The organism is Streptomyces sp. NPDC111656 (genome assembly GCF_055656965.1).
This window is the reverse complement of the sequence record NZ_JBVKCA010000002.1, coordinates 337,650-357,765: the sequence shown is the minus strand read 5'-3', so window position 1 is coordinate 357,765 and position 20,116 is coordinate 337,650. Positions and strand designations below refer to the sequence as shown.

The following is a 20,116-nucleotide window of genomic DNA, read 5'->3' as shown; positions in this document are numbered from 1 at the left end:
CAGGGTCCGCAGGGCTTCCAGGGTGACGCTGGTATCCAGGGTCTGCAGGGTGTCCAGGGTGACGTCGGTGCCACCGGCCCGCAGGGCTTCCAGGGTGACGCTGGTGTCCAGGGTGGCCCAGGTGTGCAGGGTCCGCAGGGCTTCCAGGGTGACGCTGGTATCCAGGGTCTGCAGGGTGTCCAGGGTGACGTCGGTGCCCAGGGTCCGCAGGGCTTCCAGGGTGACGCTGGTATCCAGGGTCTGCAGGGTGTCCAGGGTGACGTCGGTGCCACCGGCCCGCAGGGCTTCCAGGGCGACGCTGGTATCCAGGGTATCCAGGGTGTCCAGGGCACCGCTGGTGTCCAGGGTCCGCAGGGCTTCCAGGGCAACACCGGGGCCACGGGTGGCACGGGTGCCACCGGTCCTGTGGGTCCGCAGGGCGCCACGGGTTCGACCGGCCTGACCGGTGCCACGGGTCCGCAGGGTGACCAGGGTGCCACGGGCACCACGGGCGCCACGGGCCCGGCGGGTGCGCAGGGCACCACCGGCCCGCAGGGTACTCAGGGCGTGCAGGGTGTCACGGGCGCCCAGGGTGACCTGGGTGCCACCAGCGTCGTGACCGGGCCCCAGGGTCCGCAGTCGACTGCCCTCTGCCCCGCGGGGGGCCAGGCCCTCGGCGGCGGATACTCGACTCCCGTTGCCGGCGCCGTCGTGAACCAGAGTGCGCCGGTCGGCGGCAGCCCCGCCACAGGGTGGCAGGCCACCACCAACGATCTCGGCGGTGTGACGGCCTTCGTGATCTGCGGCCCTGGCGCCCCGTAACACAAGCGAACAACGGCGGTGCGGTACCGACTGCCCGCCTCAGCTGGGAACGAGCGACGGTGCCCCGAGGCTTCTGCCTCGGGGCACCGCCCGCGTTCCGCCCGCGCTTTCGGCGTGGCAGCGCGCCCGACGTCGAATTCGACGACATCGGCCGGAGCCGGTCCGGCTTGCCGGGAATGAGCCGCGGCCTTGAGTAGCGTGTGGGGCAGGTTCCGGGGACCGGACATGTCCCCGGTCCTGGACGCTGGGCGGCGAGAAAAACGGAGAGCCATGCGCATCCTTGTGACCGGCGGTGCCGGATTCATCGGTTCGGAATACGTCCGCCGACGGCTGAAGTTCGACCCGACGGCGCGGATCACCGTTCTCGACAAACTCACGTATTCGGGGGTCGAGGCCAATCTGGCGCCGGTGGCGGAATACCCGGGTTACACCTTCGTCCGGGGCGACATCTGTGACCCGGACGTGGTCGACGAGGTGATGGCGGGCCAGGACGCGGTGGTCCATTTCGCTGCCGAGTCGCATGTGGACCGGTCGATCGACGGCGCCGGTCCTTTCGTCCGTACGAATGTGATGGGCACCCAGGTTCTTCTGGACGCGGCCCACCGCCACCGCGTCGGCCGCTTCGTCCACGTGTCCACCGACGAGGTGTACGGCTCGATCGGCGAAGGCTCGTGGACCGAGGAGTGTTCGCTCGCGCCGAACTCCCCGTACTCCGCCTCGAAGGCCGGCTCCGACCTGCTGGCGCTCGCCTACCACCGCACCCACGGCCTGGACGTCGTGGTCACGCGGTGCACGAACAACTACGGGCCGTACCAGTTCCCCGAGAAGGTCATCCCGCTCTTCATCACCAACCTGCTCGACGGGCAGGCGGTCCCCCTGTACGGCGACGGTCGCAACATGCGCGACTGGCTGCACGTCTCCGACCATTGCCAGGGCATCGACCTGGTCCTGCACGCCGGCGGGGCCGGGGAGGTCTACCACATCGGCGGCGGGACCGAGTTGAGCAACCACAAGCTCACCGGCCTGTTGCTGGACGCGGTCGGCGCGGGCTGGGACCGGGTCGAGCACGTGGCCGACCGCAAGGGTCACGACCTGCGCTACTCACTCGACGACAGCAAGATCCGCGAACAGCTCGGGTACACACCGCAGGTGGACTTCGCCGAGGGCCTGGCCGCCACGGTCTCCTGGTACGACACACACCGCTCCTGGTGGTCGCCGCTCAAGGAGAGGGCAGGGTTCCGGTGAGCGCCGGCTGGCTGGTGACCGGTGCGCGCGGGCTCCTCGGGCAGGACGTGCTGGCCGAACTCGCCACCCGTCCGGACATCGTGGTGACGGGACTGGGCCGTGATCAGCTGGACGTCACCGACCCGGTCGCCGTCCGCGCGGCCGTCACGGGCCACCGTGTGGTCGTCAACTGCGCCGCCTGGACGGACGTCGACGGCGCCGAGCGGTCCGAGGCAGCGGCCACGGCCGTGAACGGCACAGGCGTGCGCCACCTGGCAGAGGCCTGCGCGGGCAGCGGCGCGCTCCTGCTGCACGTCTCCACCGACTACGTGTTCCCGGGCGACAGTCGTCGGCCCTACCCCGAGGACGCGCCGACGGGACCCGTCAACGCGTACGGGCGCAGCAAAGCGGCGGGGGAACGGGCCGTCGCCGAACTGCTGCCGCACACCGGATACATCGTGCGCACCGCGTGGCTCTACGGCGCGCACGGCCCCAACTTCGTGACCCGCATGCTCGAACTCGCGGGCCGGCGCGAGACCCTGGACGTGGTGGCCGACCAGCACGGCCAGCCGACCTGGTCCCGCGCGCTCGCCCGGCAGCTGACCGCCCTCGGCCGTGCGGCCCTGGCCGGGCGGGCACCCGCGGGCATCTACCACGGCACGGCGGCCGGCCGCACCACGTGGTACGGCCTGGCGTCGGAGACCTTCCGCCTCGCCGGCCTCGACCCGGAGCGGATCCGCCCGGTCGGCTCGGAGGAGTTCCCGCGCCCGGCCGCCCGCCCGGCGTTCGGTGTCCTCGGCCACGGCACCTGGGCCCGATGCGGCCTCGTACCCCTTCCTCGGTGGGAGGACCAGCTGACCGCGGCCCTGGCCGCGCCCTCCTTCGCCGCTCTGGTCGTGGCGGCACGCACGAACAGCGCACACCTGTCGGCCTGACCGGCGGCAGCACGGCCCCGAACACCGAGGCGCCCTGCGGAACCTGGCGTTCCGCAGGGCGCTCGTTCCGCGTTCTGGCCTTAGACCAACAGCGGTCCTCCGCACCGCTCGGCGCCCTCCTTCATCGCGATGAGGTTGGCGACGACGTAGGAGATGTCGTTCTGGGAGTGCCACTCGGTCGGGAAGTAGGTGACCAGCCGTGACGACTGGAACCTGGCCTGGATCTCGGGCACGAAGGCACGGTACTGGTTGTCCGTGTAGTACCAGAACGAGTTCTCGTTGTAGAAGGCGACGTGGGTCGGGTCCTGGTACGCGCCGCGGCCGTCGGAGCTGGGCGTCATGGTGACGAGCATGCCGCCGGGTGCCAACAGCCGGTACAGCTCGTTGATCAGTGGCACCTTCGCCGGCACGTGTTCGAGGAAGTCCACCGCCCGCATCAGACCGACCGAGTTGTCGGGCAGGTCGAGCTTTCCGGGCAGCGTCGCGACGATGTCGACGCCCTCACCGGGGTACTGGTCCACACCCAGGTAGCCGGGGGGCTTGCGGTGGGCCGCGCCGAGGTCCAGCGCGAGCAGTTCGCGCCGGTGTGTCCAGGCGAGGGCGTTGGCCTCGATGTACTTGTCGTACAGGGCGACCGTCTCGCGCTGGATGTGCGCGTTGACCTGCGGATCGCGCTGGGTGTTCGCGGGGTGCATCCGCTGCAGGTACAGACAGCGGGGGATGTGGTGGAAGTCGCCGATGTGGAACAGACGGCACATCAGGTCCTGGTCGTCGAGCACCGTGCGCGTGGCGTCGTACCCGCCGGCCTTCTCGTAGCTCTCCTTGCGGAACGCCCGCACGTGGTTCGGCGCGTACCAGATGTAGGAGACGTTGTGCGGCGTCGGTTCCATGGAGACGGCCTGGAGCAGCTTGCGGCCGTCGACGCGCACGTCCTCGTACTTCCAGCCGTGTGCCTCGTTGAAGCGGGTGTCGTCCCGCTTGCCGTCCTCGGTGATCTGCGCGGTGTTGCTGTAGACCAGGACGGCCTCGGGATGCGCGTCGAACGCCTTGGCCAGCTCCGTCAGACATCCCTTCGCCAGGAGGTCGTCGTGGTCGAGTTCGACGAGGATCTCGCCGCGGGCCAGTTCGCAGGCCCTGCGCTTCGCCGCCCCGACGCCGCGGATGCTGTCCGCGATCTCCACCCGGACTCGTTCGTCGAGTCGCTCCGGCCGCCACCGGGCGCCGCCGTTGAGCAGGACGATCCACTCCCAGTCCTGACAGGTCTGCGCCTGCAGGGCCTTGAGGCACTCATCGAGGAAGCGGGGCTGGTGGCTGGGTGTGAAGACGGAGAACCTGGGAGTTGCGGTCGACGTCATCCGGTGACACCTTCCTGACTCGATGTCGGTGTGGGGGTTACGCCGTCCCGGAACTGTTCCGGGACCTGGGAGTACAGCGAGGGATCGGCCGCGACGGCACGGCGGAACTCCACCTCGGCGTCGTCGTCATGGTGCTTCTTCGCCAGAATCCAGCCGAGTTGGAGATGAGCCGTGGCGGCCTGGGGTGTGGCGGCGATGGCACGCTTCAGGAGTGTGGCGGCCTGGTCGGTGTCGCTCGATTTCAGCAGGATCGCCTCGTTGTAGAGGGCCGAGGCGTACTTCGGGTCGATCTTCAGCGCCTTTTCGTAAGCCTCACGGGCTTTGGCTGTTCTGCCGTCCCGTTGCGCGATGACGCCCAGGTTGTACCAGGCCATTTTGTTGCGAGGGTCGAGCCGCAGCACCCGCTGGTAGGTTCTGGCCGCCCCTTCGGAGTCCTGGTACTTCTCCTGCAGCAGGGCGCTCTGGAAAAGCGCATTGGCCTGCTGGGCCTTCCCGTTCACCGAACTGGCCTCGGATTCCGGGGATGTTGCCGAGTGGGACTGAACTGCCCAGGCGGTGACCCCGGTCGCAACCGCGGCCGCACCAGTAAGCCCCGCCCACAATCGCTTACGTCTCATTTTTTCACATCTCGTAGAAATAGTGAGGTACCAAGGATGTGGCTGACCGCAGGCCGTCGGCATCGAAAAGACCGTGGCGTGCCGAAAGCGCCGGAGTCCGAACCATCATCATTTCCACCGACGTTACGAGTCCTACGTGATGGTGCAGCCGTTTGGCAGGCAATTACGGTGCGCAGTCCACCCGAATGCAGGCATCAAAGCCATGGGAGGGAAAAGGGGTGTGCCAAGGGACGGGGTGAGGCGTCAACGGCTGCTCGCGCGTGACGAGTTGCCCGGCACGACATGCCGGAGGTCATGGCACCCGGTCCGCACGTCGCTGCGGGTGCGCGCGGACCGGGGCCGTACAAGGGGAGCCCGGGGGCTCGGAGGCGGGCTCTCAGCGAGCCGCGAGTTCGCGGGGGTCGGCGGCCAGGGCGTGGGCGTCCATGCGCTCGGCAGCCAGGATCGCGCCCGCGGTGTCCGCGCGGGACGCGGCGACGACGAGGGCGCGGCCGGCGAGGGCGTGGGCCCGCTGGTGGAGAGCGACGACGTGCGGCTCGCGCACGGCGGCAACCGACGACGCGCGGACCGGCGCCACTCCTCCCCGCAGTCGCGCCACCTGCTCGGTGAGCCGCTCGGCCGCCGCGTCCAGGTCGGCGGACGGCTCGCTCGCGCGGATCTCGTCGGTCACCGCGAGGAGCGCCGCGAGGTGTCCGGCGAGCTGGATGTCCAGCTCCTCCTCGCGCGACCGGTGGGGAAAGTCGGAGGGGGTGCCGGCCGTCGTGTGGACCGACTTGGTGCGGATCGGTTCGTACATGGGGACGGCCTCCTGTGCTCTATCAGGAAACCATCCTAGCTTGGATTTCGTCTAAAGTTGAGCCATGTCGCACATCTTGTCGTCCCGTGCACACCGTGTGAGCGTCACGGCTGGCTGTAACCGTCCAGGAAGTTCCCGATCCGGGTCACCGCGTCGGTCAGATCGCCCACGCTCGGCAGGGTGACCACCCGGAAGTGGTCCGACTCGGGCCAGTTGAAGCCGGTCCCCTGGACGACCATGATCTTCTCTTGGCGGAGCAGGTCGAGGACCATCCGGCGGTCGTCCTTGATCTTGAAGACCTTCGGGTCGAGCCGCGGGAAGAGGTAGAGCGCGCCCTTGGGCTTCACGCAGCTCACGCCCGGGATCTGGGTCAGCAGCTCGTAGGCGACGTCCCGCTGTTCCTTCAGTCGGCCGCCGGGCAGCACCAGGTCGTTGATCGTCTGCCGTCCGCTCAGCGCCGCGACCACGCCGTGCTGGCCGGGCATGTTGGCGCACAGGCGCATGTTCGCGAGGATCGTCAGGCCCTCGATGTAGGAGTCGGCGTGCGCGCGGGGGCCGGAGATCGACATCCAGCCGACCCGGTAGCCCGCCACCCGGTAGGCCTTCGACATGCCGTTGAAGGTGAGGGTGAGCAGGTCGGGCGCGACCGAGGCGGTCGGGGTGTGCGTGGCGTCGTCGTAGAGGATCTTGTCGTAGATCTCGTCCGAGCAGACCAGGAGGTTGTGGCGGCGGGCGATGTCGGTGAGCCCGCGCAGCATCGCCTCGTCGTACACCGCGCCCGTCGGGTTGTTCGGGTTGATGATGACGATCGCCTTGGTGCGGTCGGTGACCTTGCGCTCCACGTCCGCGAGGTCGGGCATCCAGTCCGACTGCTCGTCGCAGTGGTAGTGCACGGCGGTGCCGCCGGACAGGGACACGGCAGCGGTCCACAGCGGGTAGTCCGGCGCCGGTACGAGGACCTCGTCACCGTCGTCCAGCAGCCCCTGCATCGCCATCACGATCAGCTCGGACACGCCGTTGCCGATGAAGACGTGCTCGACGTCGGTCTCGATGCCGAGGGTCTGGTTGTGCATCACGACGGCGCGGCGGGCGGCGAGCAGGCCCTTCGCGTCGCCGTAGCCGTGCGCCGTCGACACGTTCCGGAGGATGTCCTCCAGGATCTCGGGCGGGCACTCGAACCCGAACGCGGCCGGATTGCCGGTGTTCAGCTTGAGGATCCGATGACCCGCCGCTTCCAGCCGCATCGCCTCCTCGAGCACCGGGCCCCGGATCTCGTAACAGACGTTGGCGAGCTTGGTCGACTGGATCACCTGCATGACGGTGAGCTTACGGCCGCGTAACGCTCGGCGGGGGGTGTTTTCCACCACGTGAGACGTGGCGTTTTGGGTCGCTTTCTTCCCCACGTTGTGCCGTAAGCCCTTGCGGTCCTTAGAATCCGCGCCCATGTCCTGGCAGAACGGTGAGACCGAGGCCGAGCCGAGGGTGTACCTCCCGAGCGGCGACGGCGAGGCGCCTCCGGCGTACGAGGCGTACGCGGATCCGGCGGCGGCGCACGGCTGGCAGGACGCGTACGACGGGCCGGGTGCGCGGACGGTCGATGACGACGGGCCGGGTGCGGGGACGGGCGGCGACGGAGCCATGGCGCGTGCCGGGGCCGGCCGCCGTGACGGCTCTCGGCGCCGCCGCCGGGAGCGGCTCCCGCGGCGGCGGGTGGCGGTGGCCGGCGGCGCGGTGTGCGCGGTCGTCCTCGGCGCGGTGGTCGTGGGACTGTTCGACTCCGGGTCGTCCGGGGGCTCCTCGCCCTCGGGGCGGAGTGACGGTGACGGCCGGGGTGCGTCCACGTCCCCGGAACCGACGGCTTCCGTGAGTGGCTCGGCCGCCGGCGCGGCGCAGGCGACGCCGGGCGACTCGCCCGCCGCCTCCGGTGCGAGCGCCGAGCGGACCTCGCCGGGCGCGTCCGTGTCCACCTCGGCGACGCCGTCCACGACGGCGCCGCGGTCCCCGTCGGCCGGGACCACCGCCTCCACCGTCCCCACCGCCGGCCCCACCGCGACCGCGACCACGGGTCGCGGTGCCGGCAACGGCAACCCCGGCCACGGCCAGGGCGCCACCAAGCGGCCGAAGTAGCCGCCGGCCCCGACGGGTTCCGTCCGGGCCACGGCGGACCCGCGGTGGTTTTCACCTCCGCCGCTCGCCCGCGTATACGACACGCCCCGTCCCGCCGCTCCGGCATGCCCATGGCCGGAAACCGCTCCTTGTCCCTCCCGTCCCCTCGATTGACAATGCGCATGACAAAACTGGAAGTGGCCGGAAGATCTCCGGTCGCCCAAGTCGCAAGAGGGGACCCCCACATGAGAAAGCCTCTCGTCGCCGCGCTCTTCGCCCTGGTGATCACCGGGGCGGGCGTGGCACCCGCGGTCGCGGCACCCGCACCCGCGGCGGCGTCCACGTCCACGTCCGTGTCCGCGGCCAAGGCGGACACGAAGGCGGCGGCGCCGACCCTCCAGGCCGTCAGCCTCGCCGGGACCGTCGCGCTCAGCAACTGCTCCGGCTCCGTCATCCGCTTCCCCAACTCCGCGGACAGCGACCCGGCGCTCGTGCTCTCCAACGGCCACTGCCTGGAGACGGGCTTCCCGGAGCCCGGTGAAGTGATCGTCGACCAGGCGTCCAGCCGTACGTTCGGCCTGCTCAACTCCGCCGGCACCCGGGTGGCGACCCTGCGGGCCGGCAAGGTCGCGTACTCGACGATGACCGACACGGACGTCACGATCTACCAGCTCACCAGCACCTACACGACGATCAAGAACTCGTACGGCATCAGCGCGCTGACCGTGCAGGACACGCACCCGACCGTCGGCACCGCCATCACGGTCGCCTCCGGTTACTGGAAGCGGCTCTACAACTGCAGCATCGACGGGTTCGCGTACCGCCTCAAGGAGGGCGACTGGACCTGGAAGGACTCCATTCGCTACACCTCCGCCTGCAACACCATCGGCGGCACCTCGGGCTCGCCGGTCATCGACCAGGCCACCGGCAAGGTCGTCGCCGTCAACAACACCGGTAACGAGGACGGCGAGACCTGCACGGTGAACAACCCCTGCGAGGTCGACGCGAGCGGCAACGTCACCATTCACCCGGGCATCAACTACGCCGAGGAGACCTACCAGATCCCGGCGTGCTTCACGACCGGCAACAAGCTCAACCTGAGCGCGAGCGGGTGCACCCTGCCCAAGCCGTGACCCCTGTGCGGCGGCGGGCGGTCACCGGGGAGTCCGGCGGACCGCCCGCCCCGCCAGTACGTCCGTGCGCCGTCCGTCCTCGATCACGAACCGGCCGTCGATCAGGACGTACGGGATGCCCGTGGGGAGTCTGCGCGGCTCCTCGAACGTCGAGCCCGCCGCGACCGTGGCCGGGTCGAAGAGGACGAGGTCGGCGCGGTACCCCTCGCGGACAAGGCCGCGGTCGGGCAGCCGCAGCCGGGCGGCCGGGCGACCGGTGAGATGGGCGACGCACTCCTCCAGGGAGAGGACGCCCAACTCCCGTACGTACTTCCCCAGGTACTGCGGGAACGTGCCGTACGCGCGCGGGTGCGGCTTGTCGCCGCGCAGGATGCCGTCCGATCCGCCGGTGTGCACACGGTGCCGCATGATCGCGCGGACGTTCTCCTCGTGGCCGACGTGCTGGAGGATCGTCGGGCCCAGCCGGTCGTCCAGGAGCAGGCGGCGGGCGATCGTCCAGGGGCTCTCGCCGAGCCGGTCGGCGGACTGCCGGACCGTGCCGCCGACGTACGACGCGAGCGCCGGGTCGGTGACCCCCGAGATCTCGATCGTGTCCCACTCGATCGGCACACCGTGGCAGCCGTCCGCCCCGATCACCTCCATGTGGTGCCGGACGCGCTCGGCCGTCTCCTCGTCCTTCAGGCGGGCGAGGATCGCCTCCGGGCCGCCCTCGCTCGCCCAGCTCGGCAGCATCGCCACGAGCGTGGTGCAGCCGGGGGTGTAGGGGTACGTGTCGAGGCTGATGTCCGCGCCCGCGGCGAGGGCGTCGTCCAGGAGGGCCAGCAGCTCCGGGGCCCTGCCCTCGTTGACGCCGAAGTTCATGGTGGCGTGGGCGAGGTGGAGCGGGCAGCCCGCCTCGCGGGTGAGGGCCACCATCTCCTCGTACGCCGCGAGGGCGCCCGCCCCGTACGAGCGGTGGTGCGGGCAGTAGTAGCCGCCGTACTCCGCCACCACCCGGCACAGCTCGGTGAGTTCGGCGTCCTGGGCGTACATGCCGGGGGTGTAGGTGAGGCCTGAGGACATGCCGACGGCGCCCTCGCGCATCCCGTCGGCCACCAGCCGCCGCATCCGCTCCAGCTCCCGCGCCGTCGCCGGGCGGTCGTCCCAGCCGACGGCGAGCATCCGCACGGTGCCCTGCGGGATCAGATACGCGGCGTTCACCGCGATGCCCTCGCCGTCGAAGCCGTGGTCGAGCCGGTCCAGGTACTCGCCCACCGAACGCCAGCCGAAGTCGATGTCGTCACCGGGTCCGTTCCAGCCGGTGATCGTGGACCGGACCTCCGCGAGGGTGCGGTCGTCGACCGGCGCGTACGACAGCCCGTCCTGGCCGATGACCTCCAGGGTCACCCCCTGGGCCGCCTTCGCGCTGTGGTCCGGGTCGCGCAGGAGGGCGAGGTCGCTGTGGGCGTGCATGTCGATGAAGCCGGGGGAGAGGGCCAGGCCCTCGGCGTCGAGGACCCGCCGGGCGAGAGGCCGCAGACAGCCGGCCGCCGCCCCCTCCTTGAGCACAGTCGTGATCCTGCCGCCCTCGATGCCCACGTCGGCGCGGTACGAGGGGCCTCCGGTGCCGTCGACGACCTCCGCGTCGCGGATGACGAGATCCATCACAGGGGCCTCCGGGAAACACGGGAAACATTCGTCACAGCGGCCTCTCAGAAGAACGTACGGACGTAGTCCACGACCGTGCCGTCCGCCTCCACCAGCGGAATCAGCTGCCACTTGTCGAAGGACGTGCAGGGGTGGGACAGCCCGAGGCCCACCCAGTCCCCGACCTCCACGTCCGCCTCCGGGCCCGTGCGCACCCACGCGTGCTGGTCGGAGAGCGCGGTCACCGTCAGACCCGTCGCCGGCCGCTCGGCACCGTCCCGCCGCACCACCTGGGCCTCGGGTAGATCGAGGTCGTACGCCGCGTCCCGCTTGCCCGCGTTGACGAAGGCCTGCTCGGGGGAGGGGCGGGAGACGACCTGGGCCCAGAGGCGGAACGCGGGGTGCAGGGCGCCCTCCTCGGGGACCCGGGTGAACGGGGTCAGCCGGCGGTAGTGGCCGTCGTCGTGCGAGACGTAGGCGCCCGAGCGCAGCAGCTTCAGTACGGGCAGGGAGAGGTCGGGGAGCTCGGAGAAGACGTCCGCGACGGCGTCGAACCAGGCGCTGCCGCCCGCGCTGACGACGATCTCCGTGAGTCCCTCGAACCGGCCCGCCTTGTCGAAGTCCGCCGCCAGCGCGGTCAGCCGCCGCAGCCAGGCGTGCACGCGCTCGGGGTCCGCTCCCGGGACCTCGCCCTCGTAGCCCGCCACGCCGACCAGCCGCAGGGTCCGCGTCGCGGCCACCGCGTCCGCGACCGCCGCGCACTCGGCCTCCGTACGCACCCCGGTGCGGGCCCCCGCACCGGCGGCGAGCTCGACGACCACGTCCACCGGACGGATGGAGCCGTGCAGCGCCGCGCCCATCAGCTCGACGCCGCGCACCGAGTCGACGTAACAGACGAAGCGGAAGTCCGGGTCGGCCGCCAGCTCGGACGCGATCCAGCGCAGCGCCGCCGCGTCGACGAGTTCGTTCGCGAGGAAGATCCGCTCGATCCCGAACTCCCGTGCCACGCGCACCTGGTGGGGCACGGCGAGGGTGATGCCCCAGGCGCCGTGCTCGATCTGCCGCCAGAACAGCTGGGGGGCCATCGAGGTCTTGCCGTGCGGGGCGAAGGCGAGGCCGTGGCGGTCGGCGTACGTCTCCATCAGCTCGAGATTGTGCGTCAGGCGCTCGGCGGACAGCGCGAGGACGGGGGTGGTGAATCCACCGGTGAAGAGGTCGCGGCGCTGGGCGGCCAGCTCGCCGACGGTCAGGCCCTCGGCGTCCGGGGGGAGGCCCTTGAAGCGGTGGTCGACGCGGTCGGCCGCGAGGCGGGCGGCGGCTTCGGAGGCGGTCATGAGCCTTCCCTTCAAGGGTGTTGCATGACGTATTGCATCATGTGCAACGGTCATTGCGTATGTCGCTTACTGCTGTCTAACATCCCAGCCAACGCAGGGTCAACGGTGCGGATGCGTCACCGTCGACCGCGAGAGCGAGGAGCCCCAGTCATCGTGACCCCCACCGTTGTCGACGTCGTCGCGCTCGGCGAGTCCATGGTCACGTTCCTGCCCACCCGGCCCGGGCGCCTCGCCGATGTGCCGTCGTTCGAGCGGGGGATCGGCGGCGCCGAGTCGAATGTGGCGTGTGTGCTCGCCGCGGCCGGGCACACCGCGCGCTGGGTCGGCCGGGTCGGCGCGGACGGCTTCGGCGACCACCTCGTCGAGGCGATCGCCGCGTACGGCGTCGACACCTCCGCCGTACGACGGGATCCCGCGCGCCCGACGGGCGTCTACTTCCGCACGGCGGGTGACCGGGCGAGCGACGCCCACGAGGTCGCGTACTACCGGGCCGGTTCCGCCGCCTCCGCGATGGCGGCGGACGCCATGGACCTGGACGCCGTCCGCGCGGGACGGGTGCTTCACCTCTCCGGCATCACCGCCGCGCTCTCCGCGGGCTGCCTCGCCCTGGTGCGCGAGCTCACCGCGCGCCGCCCCGGCCGCCCCCTCGTCTCGTTCGACGTCAACCACCGGGCGCACCTCTGGCAGCACCAGGAACCGGGCAAGGTCCTGCTGGACCTGGCCCGCGGCAGCGACCTCGTCTTCGTGGGCGAGGACGAGGCCGAGACCGCCTGGGGCGTCACCGGCGGTCCGGGGGCGATCCGCGCCGCGCTGCCCGAACCCCGGGCGCTGGTCGTGAAGCAGGGGTCCCGGGGCGCCACCCTTTTCCAAGGTGACGGTGAGGGCGACACGGTCACCTTCGTCCCCTCCCTCCACGTCGACGTCGTCGCCCCCGTCGGCGCGGGCGACGCCTTCGCCGCCGGGTTCCTCTCCGCCACCCTGCGCGCACTGCCCGCCCGGGAGCGGCTCCGGCACGGCCACCTCATGGCCGCCGCGGCCCTCACCGTCCACGGCGACCTCGCCGCGCCCCCCTCCCGCGACCACGCCGACCGGCTGGCCGCTCTGGACGACGACGCGTGGGAGACACTTCGACTCGGCCCCGGCTGGACCGAAGCCGTCACGCGGGCCCAGGAGGAGGTACGTACCCCATGAGCCAGACCGTCGACCGAGCGCTGAGCATCCTGCCGCTGCTCGCCGAGGGCCCCGCCGACCTCGGCCAGGTCGCCGACCGCCTCGGCGTCCACAAGTCCACCGCGCTCCGCCTCCTGCGCACCCTGCACGAGCACGGCCTCGTCTACCGCCAGTCCGACCAGCGCTACCGCCTCGGCGCCCGCCTCTTCGCCCTCGCCCAGGAAGCCGTCGAGAACCTCGACGTCCGCGAGATCGCCCACCCCCATCTCGTACGGCTGAACGAGACGTGCGGGCACACCGTCCACCTCGCGGTGTACGAGGAGAACGAGGTCCTCTACATCGACAAGGTGGAGAGCCGCTACCCGGTGCGCATGTACTCGCGGATCGGGAAGCCGGTCGCCATCACGGTCGCCGCCGTCGCCAAACTCCTCCTCGCCGATCTCCCCGAGCCCGAGCGCCGCGCCCTCGCGGACAAGCTCGACTACCCCATGTACACGGCCCGTTCGACCCCCAACGCGCCCGCCTTCCTCAAGGAGCTGGCCACGGTGCGCGAACAGGGCTGGGCCACCGACCTCGGTGGCCACGAGGAGTCCATCAACTGCGTCGCGGCCCCCGTCCGCGGCGCCGACGGACGCGTCGTCGCCGCGATGTCGGTCTCCGCGCCGAACGTCGTCGTCACCGCCGACGAACTCCTCACCCTGCTCCCGCTGGTGCGCCGGACCGCCGACGCCATCAGCCACGAGTACTCCGGCAAGCCCCCAGCCAAGGAAGAGAGTTCCCGACGTCCATGACCGAGAAGACCGCCCTCACCCCCAAGACCCACACCACGCCGCCCGCGAAGTTCTCGCACGGCGTGAAGAAGGGGAACATCCTCCAGGTCGCCGGACAGGTCGGCTTCCTCCCGGCCGAGGAGGGCAAGCCGCCCACGCCCGCCGGTCCCACCCTGCGTGAACAGACCCTCCAGACCCTCGCCAACGTCCGGGCGATCCTCGAAGAGGGCGGCGCGAGCTGGGACGACGCGATGATGATCCGCGTCTACCTCACGGACGTCGACCACTTCGCCGAGATGAACCAGATCTACAACACCTACTTCGAGGAGCAGGGCCTCACCGTGCCCCCCGCCGCCCGCACCACGGTCTACGTCGGCCTGCCGGCCGGCCTCCTCGTCGAGATCGACGCGCTCGCCGTACTGGGCTGAGCGCCCCCGCCAACTCCCGCACCCCGTACGTCATCACGGCACGACGTCCCCCATGGGACGCCGTGCCGCGATCCCCCCTGCCCGAAAGCCGCATGCCCCACTTACCCGACTGCAGAGGTCCCCCGCCCATGTCCTCGCTCATGTCCTCGCCCCTGCCCCTGCTCGCCGCCACCACCGCGCCACCGGCCCCACCCCACACCGGCGGTCTGATCGCCCTCATCCACGGCACCGCCGGTCTGCTGACCGTCGCCGCGCTCGGCATCGCCCTGCTCCTCGTCCTGATCATCAAGGCGAGACTCCAGCCCTTCGTGGCGCTGCTCGCGGTCTCCATAGCCGTCGGCCTCTCGGCCGGTCTCTCCGTCACCGAACTCTTCGGCACGGTCCAGCGCTCCGACGCCGTCTCCCTCATCGAGTCCGGCATGGGCGGCACCCTCGGCCACATCGCGATCATCATCGGGCTCGGCACGATGCTCGGCGCGATCCTCGAAGTCAGCGGCGGGGCCGAGGTGTTGGCGTCCCGGCTGCTGAACCTCTTCGGCGAGGAGCGGGCGCCCCTCGCCATGGGCCTCACCGGCCTCATCTTCGGTATCCCGGTCTTCTTCGACGTCGGCATCTTCGTCCTCGCGCCGATCGTGTACGCGGCCGCCAAGCGCGGCGGCAAGTCGATCCTGCTCTACTGTCTGCCCCTGCTCGCGGGTCTCTCCATGACCCACGCGTTCCTGCCGCCGCACCCGGGCCCGGTCGCCGCCGCGGGACTGCTCCACGTGCAGCTCGGCTGGGTCATCCTCATGGGCATCGTCTGCGGCATCCCCGCCGTGCTCGCCGCCTGGGCCTGGTCCGCGTGGATCGGCAGGCGGATCTTCGTCCCCGTACCGCAGGACATGGCCGAGGCCGCCGACGAGGCGCGGGCCGCGCTGGTCGAGGAGCAGCGGGCCGCCGGGGTCGCGCCGCAGGAGAAGCCGGTGCCGCTCGGCACGGTCCTGGCCATCATCGGTACGCCGCTGGTGCTGATCCTGCTCGCGACGTTCTCCTCGATCGCCTTCGACCCCTCCACGGGCCGCTCGGTCATCGAGTTCTTCGGCCACCCCTTCGTCGCGCTGACGATCGCGCTGCTGCTGGCGTACTACCTGCTCGGCATCCGCCGTGGCTGGTCCCGCAAGTCGCTGGAGACGGTGTCCACGGCCTCGCTGAAGCCGGTCGGCAACATCCTGCTCGTGGTCGGCGCGGGCGGGGTCTTCGGCGCGGTCCTCAAGGGCAGCGGTGTCGCCCAGGCCCTCTCCGACACCTTCAACGACGTCGGCCTGCCGGTGATCGTCCTCGCCTACCTCATCTCCCTGGTCCTGCGGGTCGCCCAGGGCTCGGCCACGGTCGCCATCGTCACCACGGCCGGCATCGTGGCCCCGCTGCTGACCGAGGGCGACCACTCCCAGGCCTTCGTCGCCCTGGTCATCATGGCGATCTCGGCGGGCTCCATCTTCGCCTCGCACGTCAACGACGGCGGCTTCTGGATGGTCGCGAAGTACTTCGGCATCTCCGAACGGGACACCCTCAAGACCTGGACGGTCCTGGAGTCGGTGCTGTCGGTCGCGGGCTTCGCGGTGGCGGCGGTGGTGAGCCTGTTCGTGTAGGTACGGGCCGTCTTCGTACAACAGTCGCGTTGCCAACTTGGGGGCGGGCTGTGTCCGACACAGGATCTTCGACCATACTGCCCGCTGTGGAGCAGCGCATAGGTTCGAAGAGCCAGCCCCTGGACGCCGCCGCGGTGAACCCGGCGTACATCCCCGGGCTTACGTCACCCGCGAAGGCGGAGCCGAAGGACGCGGTCGTCGAGGACGCCGCTCCTGACGAGGCCGCGTCCGAGGAGGCGGTTGTCGAGGACGCCGCCCCCGAGACGCCGGTCGCCGAGACGGCACCCGCCGAACCCGAAGAGGAGGCCACCTCCGAATCCGACTCGGACTCGGACTCCGAGCCCGAACCCGAACCCGACCCGGACGGGCCGGTGTTCGAGGCATCCGACCGGCGCGCCTCGATCAAGGCCGACCACAGCGGCGTACACCTGCGCCTGGACGACCAGGAGGCGGAGTTCCGCTGGGACGAGATCGGCGCCGTCGAGACGGAGTCGCCCCGCTTCGGGAAGCGGTTCACCATCACGGTGCACACCCCGGACCGCCGCTGGTACCCGATCGAGATCGAGGCGACGGCCCGGGCACGCTTCAAGGAGTGGGAGGACCAGCTGGACGCGGTCCTGGACGCCTACTTCGAAGACGGTGAGGATTCCGAAGAGGCCCCGGACGAGAGCGCCCCGTAAGGGGCGCGGGGAACTGCGCGACCGGCCACATCCGGCCCGCAGTTCCCCACCCACCGGTCTTTCCCACTCCTAGCTGCAGTACTGCGTCGCCTTCCCGATCGACCGGTACATGCAGTCCGCGTTCTCCAGCAACTGCAACACCGCGTCCCGGTTCCGTGAGGTCTCCCGCTCGATCACCTCGTCGGGCGGGTAGAACCCACCTCCGGAACTGGACGTCGGATACATCTCGAAGGTGTAGTCGAAGATCTTCTGACTGCCCCAGAGATAGTCGTCGATCGACCCGTCGGTGATGTACAGGTCGCTGGACTGCTCGGGGGTGTACCCGTTGCTGGCCGCCATCTTCTGGCCGACGGCCTTGAACGCGGCGGCGTCGTCCGCGGTCATGCCGGTCGCGGTGTCGGCGGTGGTGTACCCGAAGGGCCACAGCACGAGTTCGCTGTACGTGTGGAAGTCGATCCCGGCCGTGATCTGCTGCTTGCCGCCGACGACCCGGCCGCGCACGAAGTCGGCGACGACCTTCACCTCGGGTGCGGACTCTGCGGAGGCGCCGCGGTAGGTCTCGGAGGACGTGGAGCCGGACGAGCCGCCGCAGCAGCCCCACTTGTAGTTCCAGTTGCGGTTGAGGTCCGTACCGACGTACGAGGAACCGGAGTTGGGCTGGCGGTTCTTGCGCCACGAGCGGTACGAGCCGGTCGCGATGTCGTACTCACCGCCGTCGGGGTTGAGGTCCGGGACGATCCAGATCTCGCGACCGTTCACCATGTTGGTGACCCGGGAGTCGCTGCCGTATCCGGCCCCGAGCTCGCGCAGCAGATACAGCGCCATCTCGACGGTCAGGTGCTCGCGGGCGTGCTGGTGGAAGGTGAGGAGGACCTCGGGCTCGTTCTCGTCGGTGGCCACGTTGTCGCTGACCTTGATGGCGACGATGTCCCGGCCCTGGTACGACTTGCCGATCACCCGCTTGCTCATGATGCTCGGGTAGGCGGCGAGCCGCTGGTCGATCTCCGTGTTCGTCTCGGCGTAGTTGTGGTACTTCGAGTCGGCCGAGGGGAAGTCGAGGAGGCGGACGTCACCGGTGCCGTTCGACCGGTTCGGCGCGGACCCCAACAGGGAGACCTCGTAGCCGAGTTGGCGCAGCTTCTTGACCTGGTCGGCGCGGCCCGAGACGACGACGGTCTCCTCGTCGGCCTCGTCCACGGTGACGCCGGTCTGCTGGATGGCGGTGCGGGTCACCGGGGTGGTGCTCTGGTGGATCTCGTACTGACGGATGTCGTCGGCCGAGGGCGCGGGGGTCTTCGCTCCCGTCGCCGTGGCGTGGGTGGCGGTGGCGGTGATCGGGGCGGCGAGGGCGAGCGCGAGCAGGGTCGCGAGGGTGACGGAGCGCCTGCCGCGTCTGTGAAGTCGCATGAAGTCTCCTTAACGGAGTGTGGGGGGTGGAATCAGTGCGACGTACGGAGTGCGGGTGTGGCGCTCATGGTGAGTCTTTGGCATGGGCAGGTCAAGGGACGACAAAGAGCCGGTGGCGGAAACCGGTCATGCGTCGGACCCCGCCGGCAGGTCTGCCCGACGGGGTCCGACGCGTGAGAGCGGCGGGGGAACTCAGCCCAGACCGCGCCACTTCGTACTGACGGCGATCGCCCGGAGCTGCTTCGTCGTGAGCGCGGGGGTGGTGCGCGTCGCGGCGGTCTCCTGGCTGCCGGAGTTGAAGGCACTGACCACCACACGGAACCCGTCGGTCCTGATGGTGTCGGCGGTCCACATGACGACGCCGGCGCCGCCCTTCTCGCCCGGCTCCTTGTGCGTGACGACCTTCGTGCCGTCGGCCAGCGTCTCGGCATCCGCCCCGAAGAGCTGGTCCTCGACGTCCGACATGTTCGGCTGCACGTTGATCTGGACCAGGCTCCCGCCCTTGCCGTCGTCGACGACGACATAGGCGTACCCGCTGTCCGGGCCGCTCTTGGCGACCACCTTGACGCCCTTGGGGAGCAGCGAGACGAGCGTGGAAGCGATCGCGCCGCCAGCGATGCCCGAGGGCTGTGCGGGTGCCGCCGTCGGGGCCTTGGGGTCCACCGGGATCGCGTCGACGACGCCCAGCCACGCGGCGGCCGTGGCGAGTGTCTTCAACCGCGCCGTGGACAGCGGGGGTTCGGCCCTGCTGACCGGCGCGCCCTTCTCGGCCGCGGCGTTCCATTCGCTCACGCTGACGTGCTGACCCTTGGGGGTGACGAGGTCCGCCGTCCACAGCTTCGTGTCCGCGCGGCGGTCCGGATACTCGTACCCCTGGAAGATCTTGAGCGCCGAGCCGCCGGGCAGCCTGGTCACGACGCAACTGTCGTACGGCGTCAGGGCTTTGTCCGGACACTCGATGGTCTGGCGGGCCTGCTCGCTGCCCGGCAGGACCCGGTTGAAGCCGACGGCGATGGCCGCCTTGCCCTTGCCGTCGTCGTGGACGACCTGTGCGTACGGCGGCAGCTTGTCGTCCGTGCCGCGTGCTTGCGCCGAGCTGAACTCGCCCCGGGGGAGCAGCTTCTCGAGGATGCCGATCAGTTCGTCGCCGGTGTACGACGCCTTGGGAGTGGCCGAAGCGACAGGGGTCTTGGCACCGGTGGCCACGGACTGCCGCCCGTCGTCGCCGCCCGGTACGAGGAGTGTCCCGCCGAGGCCCACGAGCGCGACCGAGGCCACGCCCGCCACGACGGCGGCCCTGCGCCGCAGCAGCAGTCGGTGGCCGCGCGTCGCGCCGGCGGCGACCAGGGCGCGGCGGTCGGTCTCGTAGGCCCCGCCGGCCTGGTGCAGGGCCTCGCCGAGCCGTACCTCGAAACGATCCTCTTGGTCGTGGTCCTTGTCGTGGTCGTGGTACCGGTGGTCGTGGTCGCGGTCGTCAACGGGCATGGCGCATCACCCTCTCTGCTCTCCGTAAGGGCTGTCTGTCAAAGCTGTGGGTCGGAAGTCTCGGTACGGTCGTCGGCGTCAGGGTCTGGCGTGCTCGCCGAGGGCGTCCCCGAGCAGCAGCCGCAGCCGGGCGAGCGCGCGGGTGCAGCGGGTGCGTACGGCGGCCGAGCTGACGTTCATGGCCTCGGCGGTCTCCTCGACGCTGCGGTCCTCCCAGTAGCGCAGCACGACCACGGCCCGGTCCTTGGCGGACAGCCGGCCGAGTGCCTCGACCAGGGTCAGCCGCAGGGGCGTGTCGGTGTCGGCCGCGCGCGGGTCGGGGAGGTCGGGGAACTCGTCCGTGGCGCGTTCCCGGCTGCTGCGGCGCCGCTGGTGGGCGAGGAAGGTGCGGGTGAGGACGGTCTGGGCGTATCCGGCGGGGTTGCCGACGCGGGAGACCCGGTACCAGCGGACGTACAGGCGACCGAGGGTCTCCTGCACCAGGTCCTCGGCGAGATGGGTGTCCCCGCCGGTGAGCAGACAGGCGGAACGGTAGAGATGCCCCGCCCGCGCCGCCGCGAACTCGGCGTACTCGTCCCCCCGGACCTGTCTCATCCCGCCCCCGTGTCTTTGGTACCGCCG

At 70.6% G+C, this 20,116-nt stretch carries 19 protein-coding genes; 9 read left to right on the top strand and 10 right to left on the bottom strand.

What is annotated here, in order from left to right; translation table 11 throughout:
• On the bottom strand, positions 1 to 804 hold an 804-nt coding region (locus tag ACZ7M3_RS07155), incomplete at its 3' end, for a hypothetical protein (RefSeq protein WP_472061424.1).
• A 267-nt stretch (positions 805 to 1,071) separates the two neighbouring features.
• Between ACZ7M3_RS07155 and rfbB the strand changes: the two genes are divergently transcribed.
• Both rfbB and rfbD read left to right on the top strand, forming a co-directional pair.
• The gene (rfbB, locus tag ACZ7M3_RS07150) at positions 1,072 to 2,046 is read left to right on the top strand and encodes a dTDP-glucose 4,6-dehydratase (protein ID WP_472061422.1); all 975 of its coding nucleotides are present in this window, start codon (positions 1,072 to 1,074) and stop codon (positions 2,044 to 2,046) included.
• Entirely contained in the window at positions 2,043 to 2,960 is a 918-nt protein-coding gene (gene rfbD / locus ACZ7M3_RS07145; protein ID WP_472061420.1) for a dTDP-4-dehydrorhamnose reductase, read from the top strand. The genes rfbB and rfbD overlap by 4 nt, the downstream gene beginning before the upstream one ends.
• Before the next feature lie 80 nt (positions 2,961 to 3,040).
• On the opposite strand, the gene ACZ7M3_RS07140 is transcribed toward rfbD, so the two are convergent.
• From ACZ7M3_RS07140 to ACZ7M3_RS07125, 4 genes are all read right to left on the bottom strand, one after another.
• Positions 3,041 to 4,315, bottom strand: a complete 1,275-nt coding sequence (locus ACZ7M3_RS07140; RefSeq protein ID WP_472061418.1) for a glycosyltransferase — start codon at positions 4,313 to 4,315, stop codon at positions 3,041 to 3,043.
• Entirely contained in the window at positions 4,312 to 4,815 is a 504-nt protein-coding gene (locus tag ACZ7M3_RS07135) for a tetratricopeptide repeat protein (RefSeq protein WP_472061416.1), read from the bottom strand. The genes ACZ7M3_RS07140 and ACZ7M3_RS07135 overlap by 4 nt, the downstream gene beginning before the upstream one ends.
• A gap of 493 nt (positions 4,816 to 5,308) precedes the next feature.
• Positions 5,309 to 5,728, bottom strand: a complete 420-nt coding sequence (locus ACZ7M3_RS07130) for an SCO4983 family protein (protein ID WP_472061414.1) — start codon at positions 5,726 to 5,728, stop codon at positions 5,309 to 5,311.
• A gap of 104 nt (positions 5,729 to 5,832) precedes the next feature.
• Positions 5,833 to 7,044 carry a pyridoxal phosphate-dependent aminotransferase gene (locus ACZ7M3_RS07125; protein WP_054234800.1) on the bottom strand — a complete coding sequence of 404 codons (1,212 nt, stop codon included), beginning with the start codon at positions 7,042 to 7,044 and terminating at the stop codon, positions 5,833 to 5,835.
• A gap of 127 nt (positions 7,045 to 7,171) precedes the next feature.
• Here ACZ7M3_RS07125 and ACZ7M3_RS07120 point away from each other — a divergent pair, with 127 nt between their 5' ends.
• The gene (locus ACZ7M3_RS07120; RefSeq protein ID WP_472061413.1) at positions 7,172 to 7,855 is read left to right on the top strand and encodes a hypothetical protein; all 684 of its coding nucleotides are present in this window, start codon (positions 7,172 to 7,174) and stop codon (positions 7,853 to 7,855) included.
• A 224-nt stretch (positions 7,856 to 8,079) separates the two neighbouring features.
• On the top strand, positions 8,080 to 8,967 hold the full coding sequence (locus tag ACZ7M3_RS07115) for a S1 family peptidase (RefSeq protein WP_472061411.1): 888 nt from the start codon (positions 8,080 to 8,082) through the stop codon (positions 8,965 to 8,967).
• 21 nt (positions 8,968 to 8,988) lie between these two features.
• On the opposite strand, the gene ACZ7M3_RS07110 is transcribed toward ACZ7M3_RS07115, so the two are convergent.
• Positions 8,989 to 10,611, bottom strand: a complete 1,623-nt coding sequence (locus ACZ7M3_RS07110) for an N-acyl-D-amino-acid deacylase family protein (protein ID WP_472061409.1) — start codon at positions 10,609 to 10,611, stop codon at positions 8,989 to 8,991.
• Positions 10,612 to 10,658: 47 nt separating this feature from the next.
• Positions 10,659 to 11,927, bottom strand: coding sequence for an amino acid deaminase (locus ACZ7M3_RS07105; RefSeq protein ID WP_472061407.1), 1,269 nt, complete (start codon positions 11,925 to 11,927; stop codon positions 10,659 to 10,661).
• A 111-nt stretch (positions 11,928 to 12,038) separates the two neighbouring features.
• Between ACZ7M3_RS07105 and ACZ7M3_RS07100 the strand changes: the two genes are divergently transcribed.
• The 5 genes from ACZ7M3_RS07100 to ACZ7M3_RS07080 all read left to right on the top strand — a co-directional run bounded on the left by ACZ7M3_RS07100 (position 12,039) and on the right by ACZ7M3_RS07080 (position 16,603).
• Positions 12,039 to 13,118: a sugar kinase gene (locus tag ACZ7M3_RS07100; protein ID WP_472061405.1), complete on the top strand. Its 1,080-nt coding sequence runs from the start codon at positions 12,039 to 12,041 to the stop codon at positions 13,116 to 13,118.
• Positions 13,115 to 13,888 (top strand): IclR family transcriptional regulator, encoded by a 774-nt coding sequence (locus ACZ7M3_RS07095; RefSeq protein WP_351310300.1) that lies wholly within the window; start codon positions 13,115 to 13,117, stop codon positions 13,886 to 13,888. Before ACZ7M3_RS07100 ends, ACZ7M3_RS07095 begins: the two co-directional genes overlap by 4 nt.
• On the top strand, positions 13,885 to 14,295 hold the full coding sequence (locus ACZ7M3_RS07090; protein ID WP_472061403.1) for a RidA family protein: 411 nt from the start codon (positions 13,885 to 13,887) through the stop codon (positions 14,293 to 14,295). Before ACZ7M3_RS07095 ends, ACZ7M3_RS07090 begins: the two co-directional genes overlap by 4 nt.
• Positions 14,296 to 14,435: 140 nt before the next feature.
• Positions 14,436 to 15,923, top strand: a complete 1,488-nt coding sequence (locus ACZ7M3_RS07085; protein ID WP_351695140.1) for a GntP family permease — start codon at positions 14,436 to 14,438, stop codon at positions 15,921 to 15,923.
• 86 nt (positions 15,924 to 16,009) lie between these two features.
• Positions 16,010 to 16,603 carry a hypothetical protein gene (locus tag ACZ7M3_RS07080; protein WP_472061401.1) on the top strand — a complete coding sequence of 198 codons (594 nt, stop codon included), beginning with the start codon at positions 16,010 to 16,012 and terminating at the stop codon, positions 16,601 to 16,603.
• A gap of 69 nt (positions 16,604 to 16,672) precedes the next feature.
• Here ACZ7M3_RS07080 and ACZ7M3_RS07075 read toward each other — a convergent pair whose 3' ends face one another.
• The 3 genes from ACZ7M3_RS07075 to ACZ7M3_RS07065 form a co-directional block, all read right to left on the bottom strand.
• A complete protein-coding gene (locus ACZ7M3_RS07075; RefSeq protein ID WP_472061399.1) occupies positions 16,673 to 18,010 on the bottom strand; it encodes a M14 family metallopeptidase in 1,338 nt (445 codons plus the stop codon).
• A 192-nt stretch (positions 18,011 to 18,202) separates the two neighbouring features.
• Complete coding sequence (locus tag ACZ7M3_RS07070) at positions 18,203 to 19,495, bottom strand: hypothetical protein (protein WP_472061397.1); 1,293 nt, start codon at positions 19,493 to 19,495, stop codon at positions 18,203 to 18,205.
• A 78-nt stretch (positions 19,496 to 19,573) separates the two neighbouring features.
• Positions 19,574 to 20,089, bottom strand: a complete 516-nt coding sequence (locus ACZ7M3_RS07065) for a SigE family RNA polymerase sigma factor (RefSeq protein WP_343324921.1) — start codon at positions 20,087 to 20,089, stop codon at positions 19,574 to 19,576.
• Between the last annotated feature and the right edge of the window lie 27 nt (positions 20,090 to 20,116).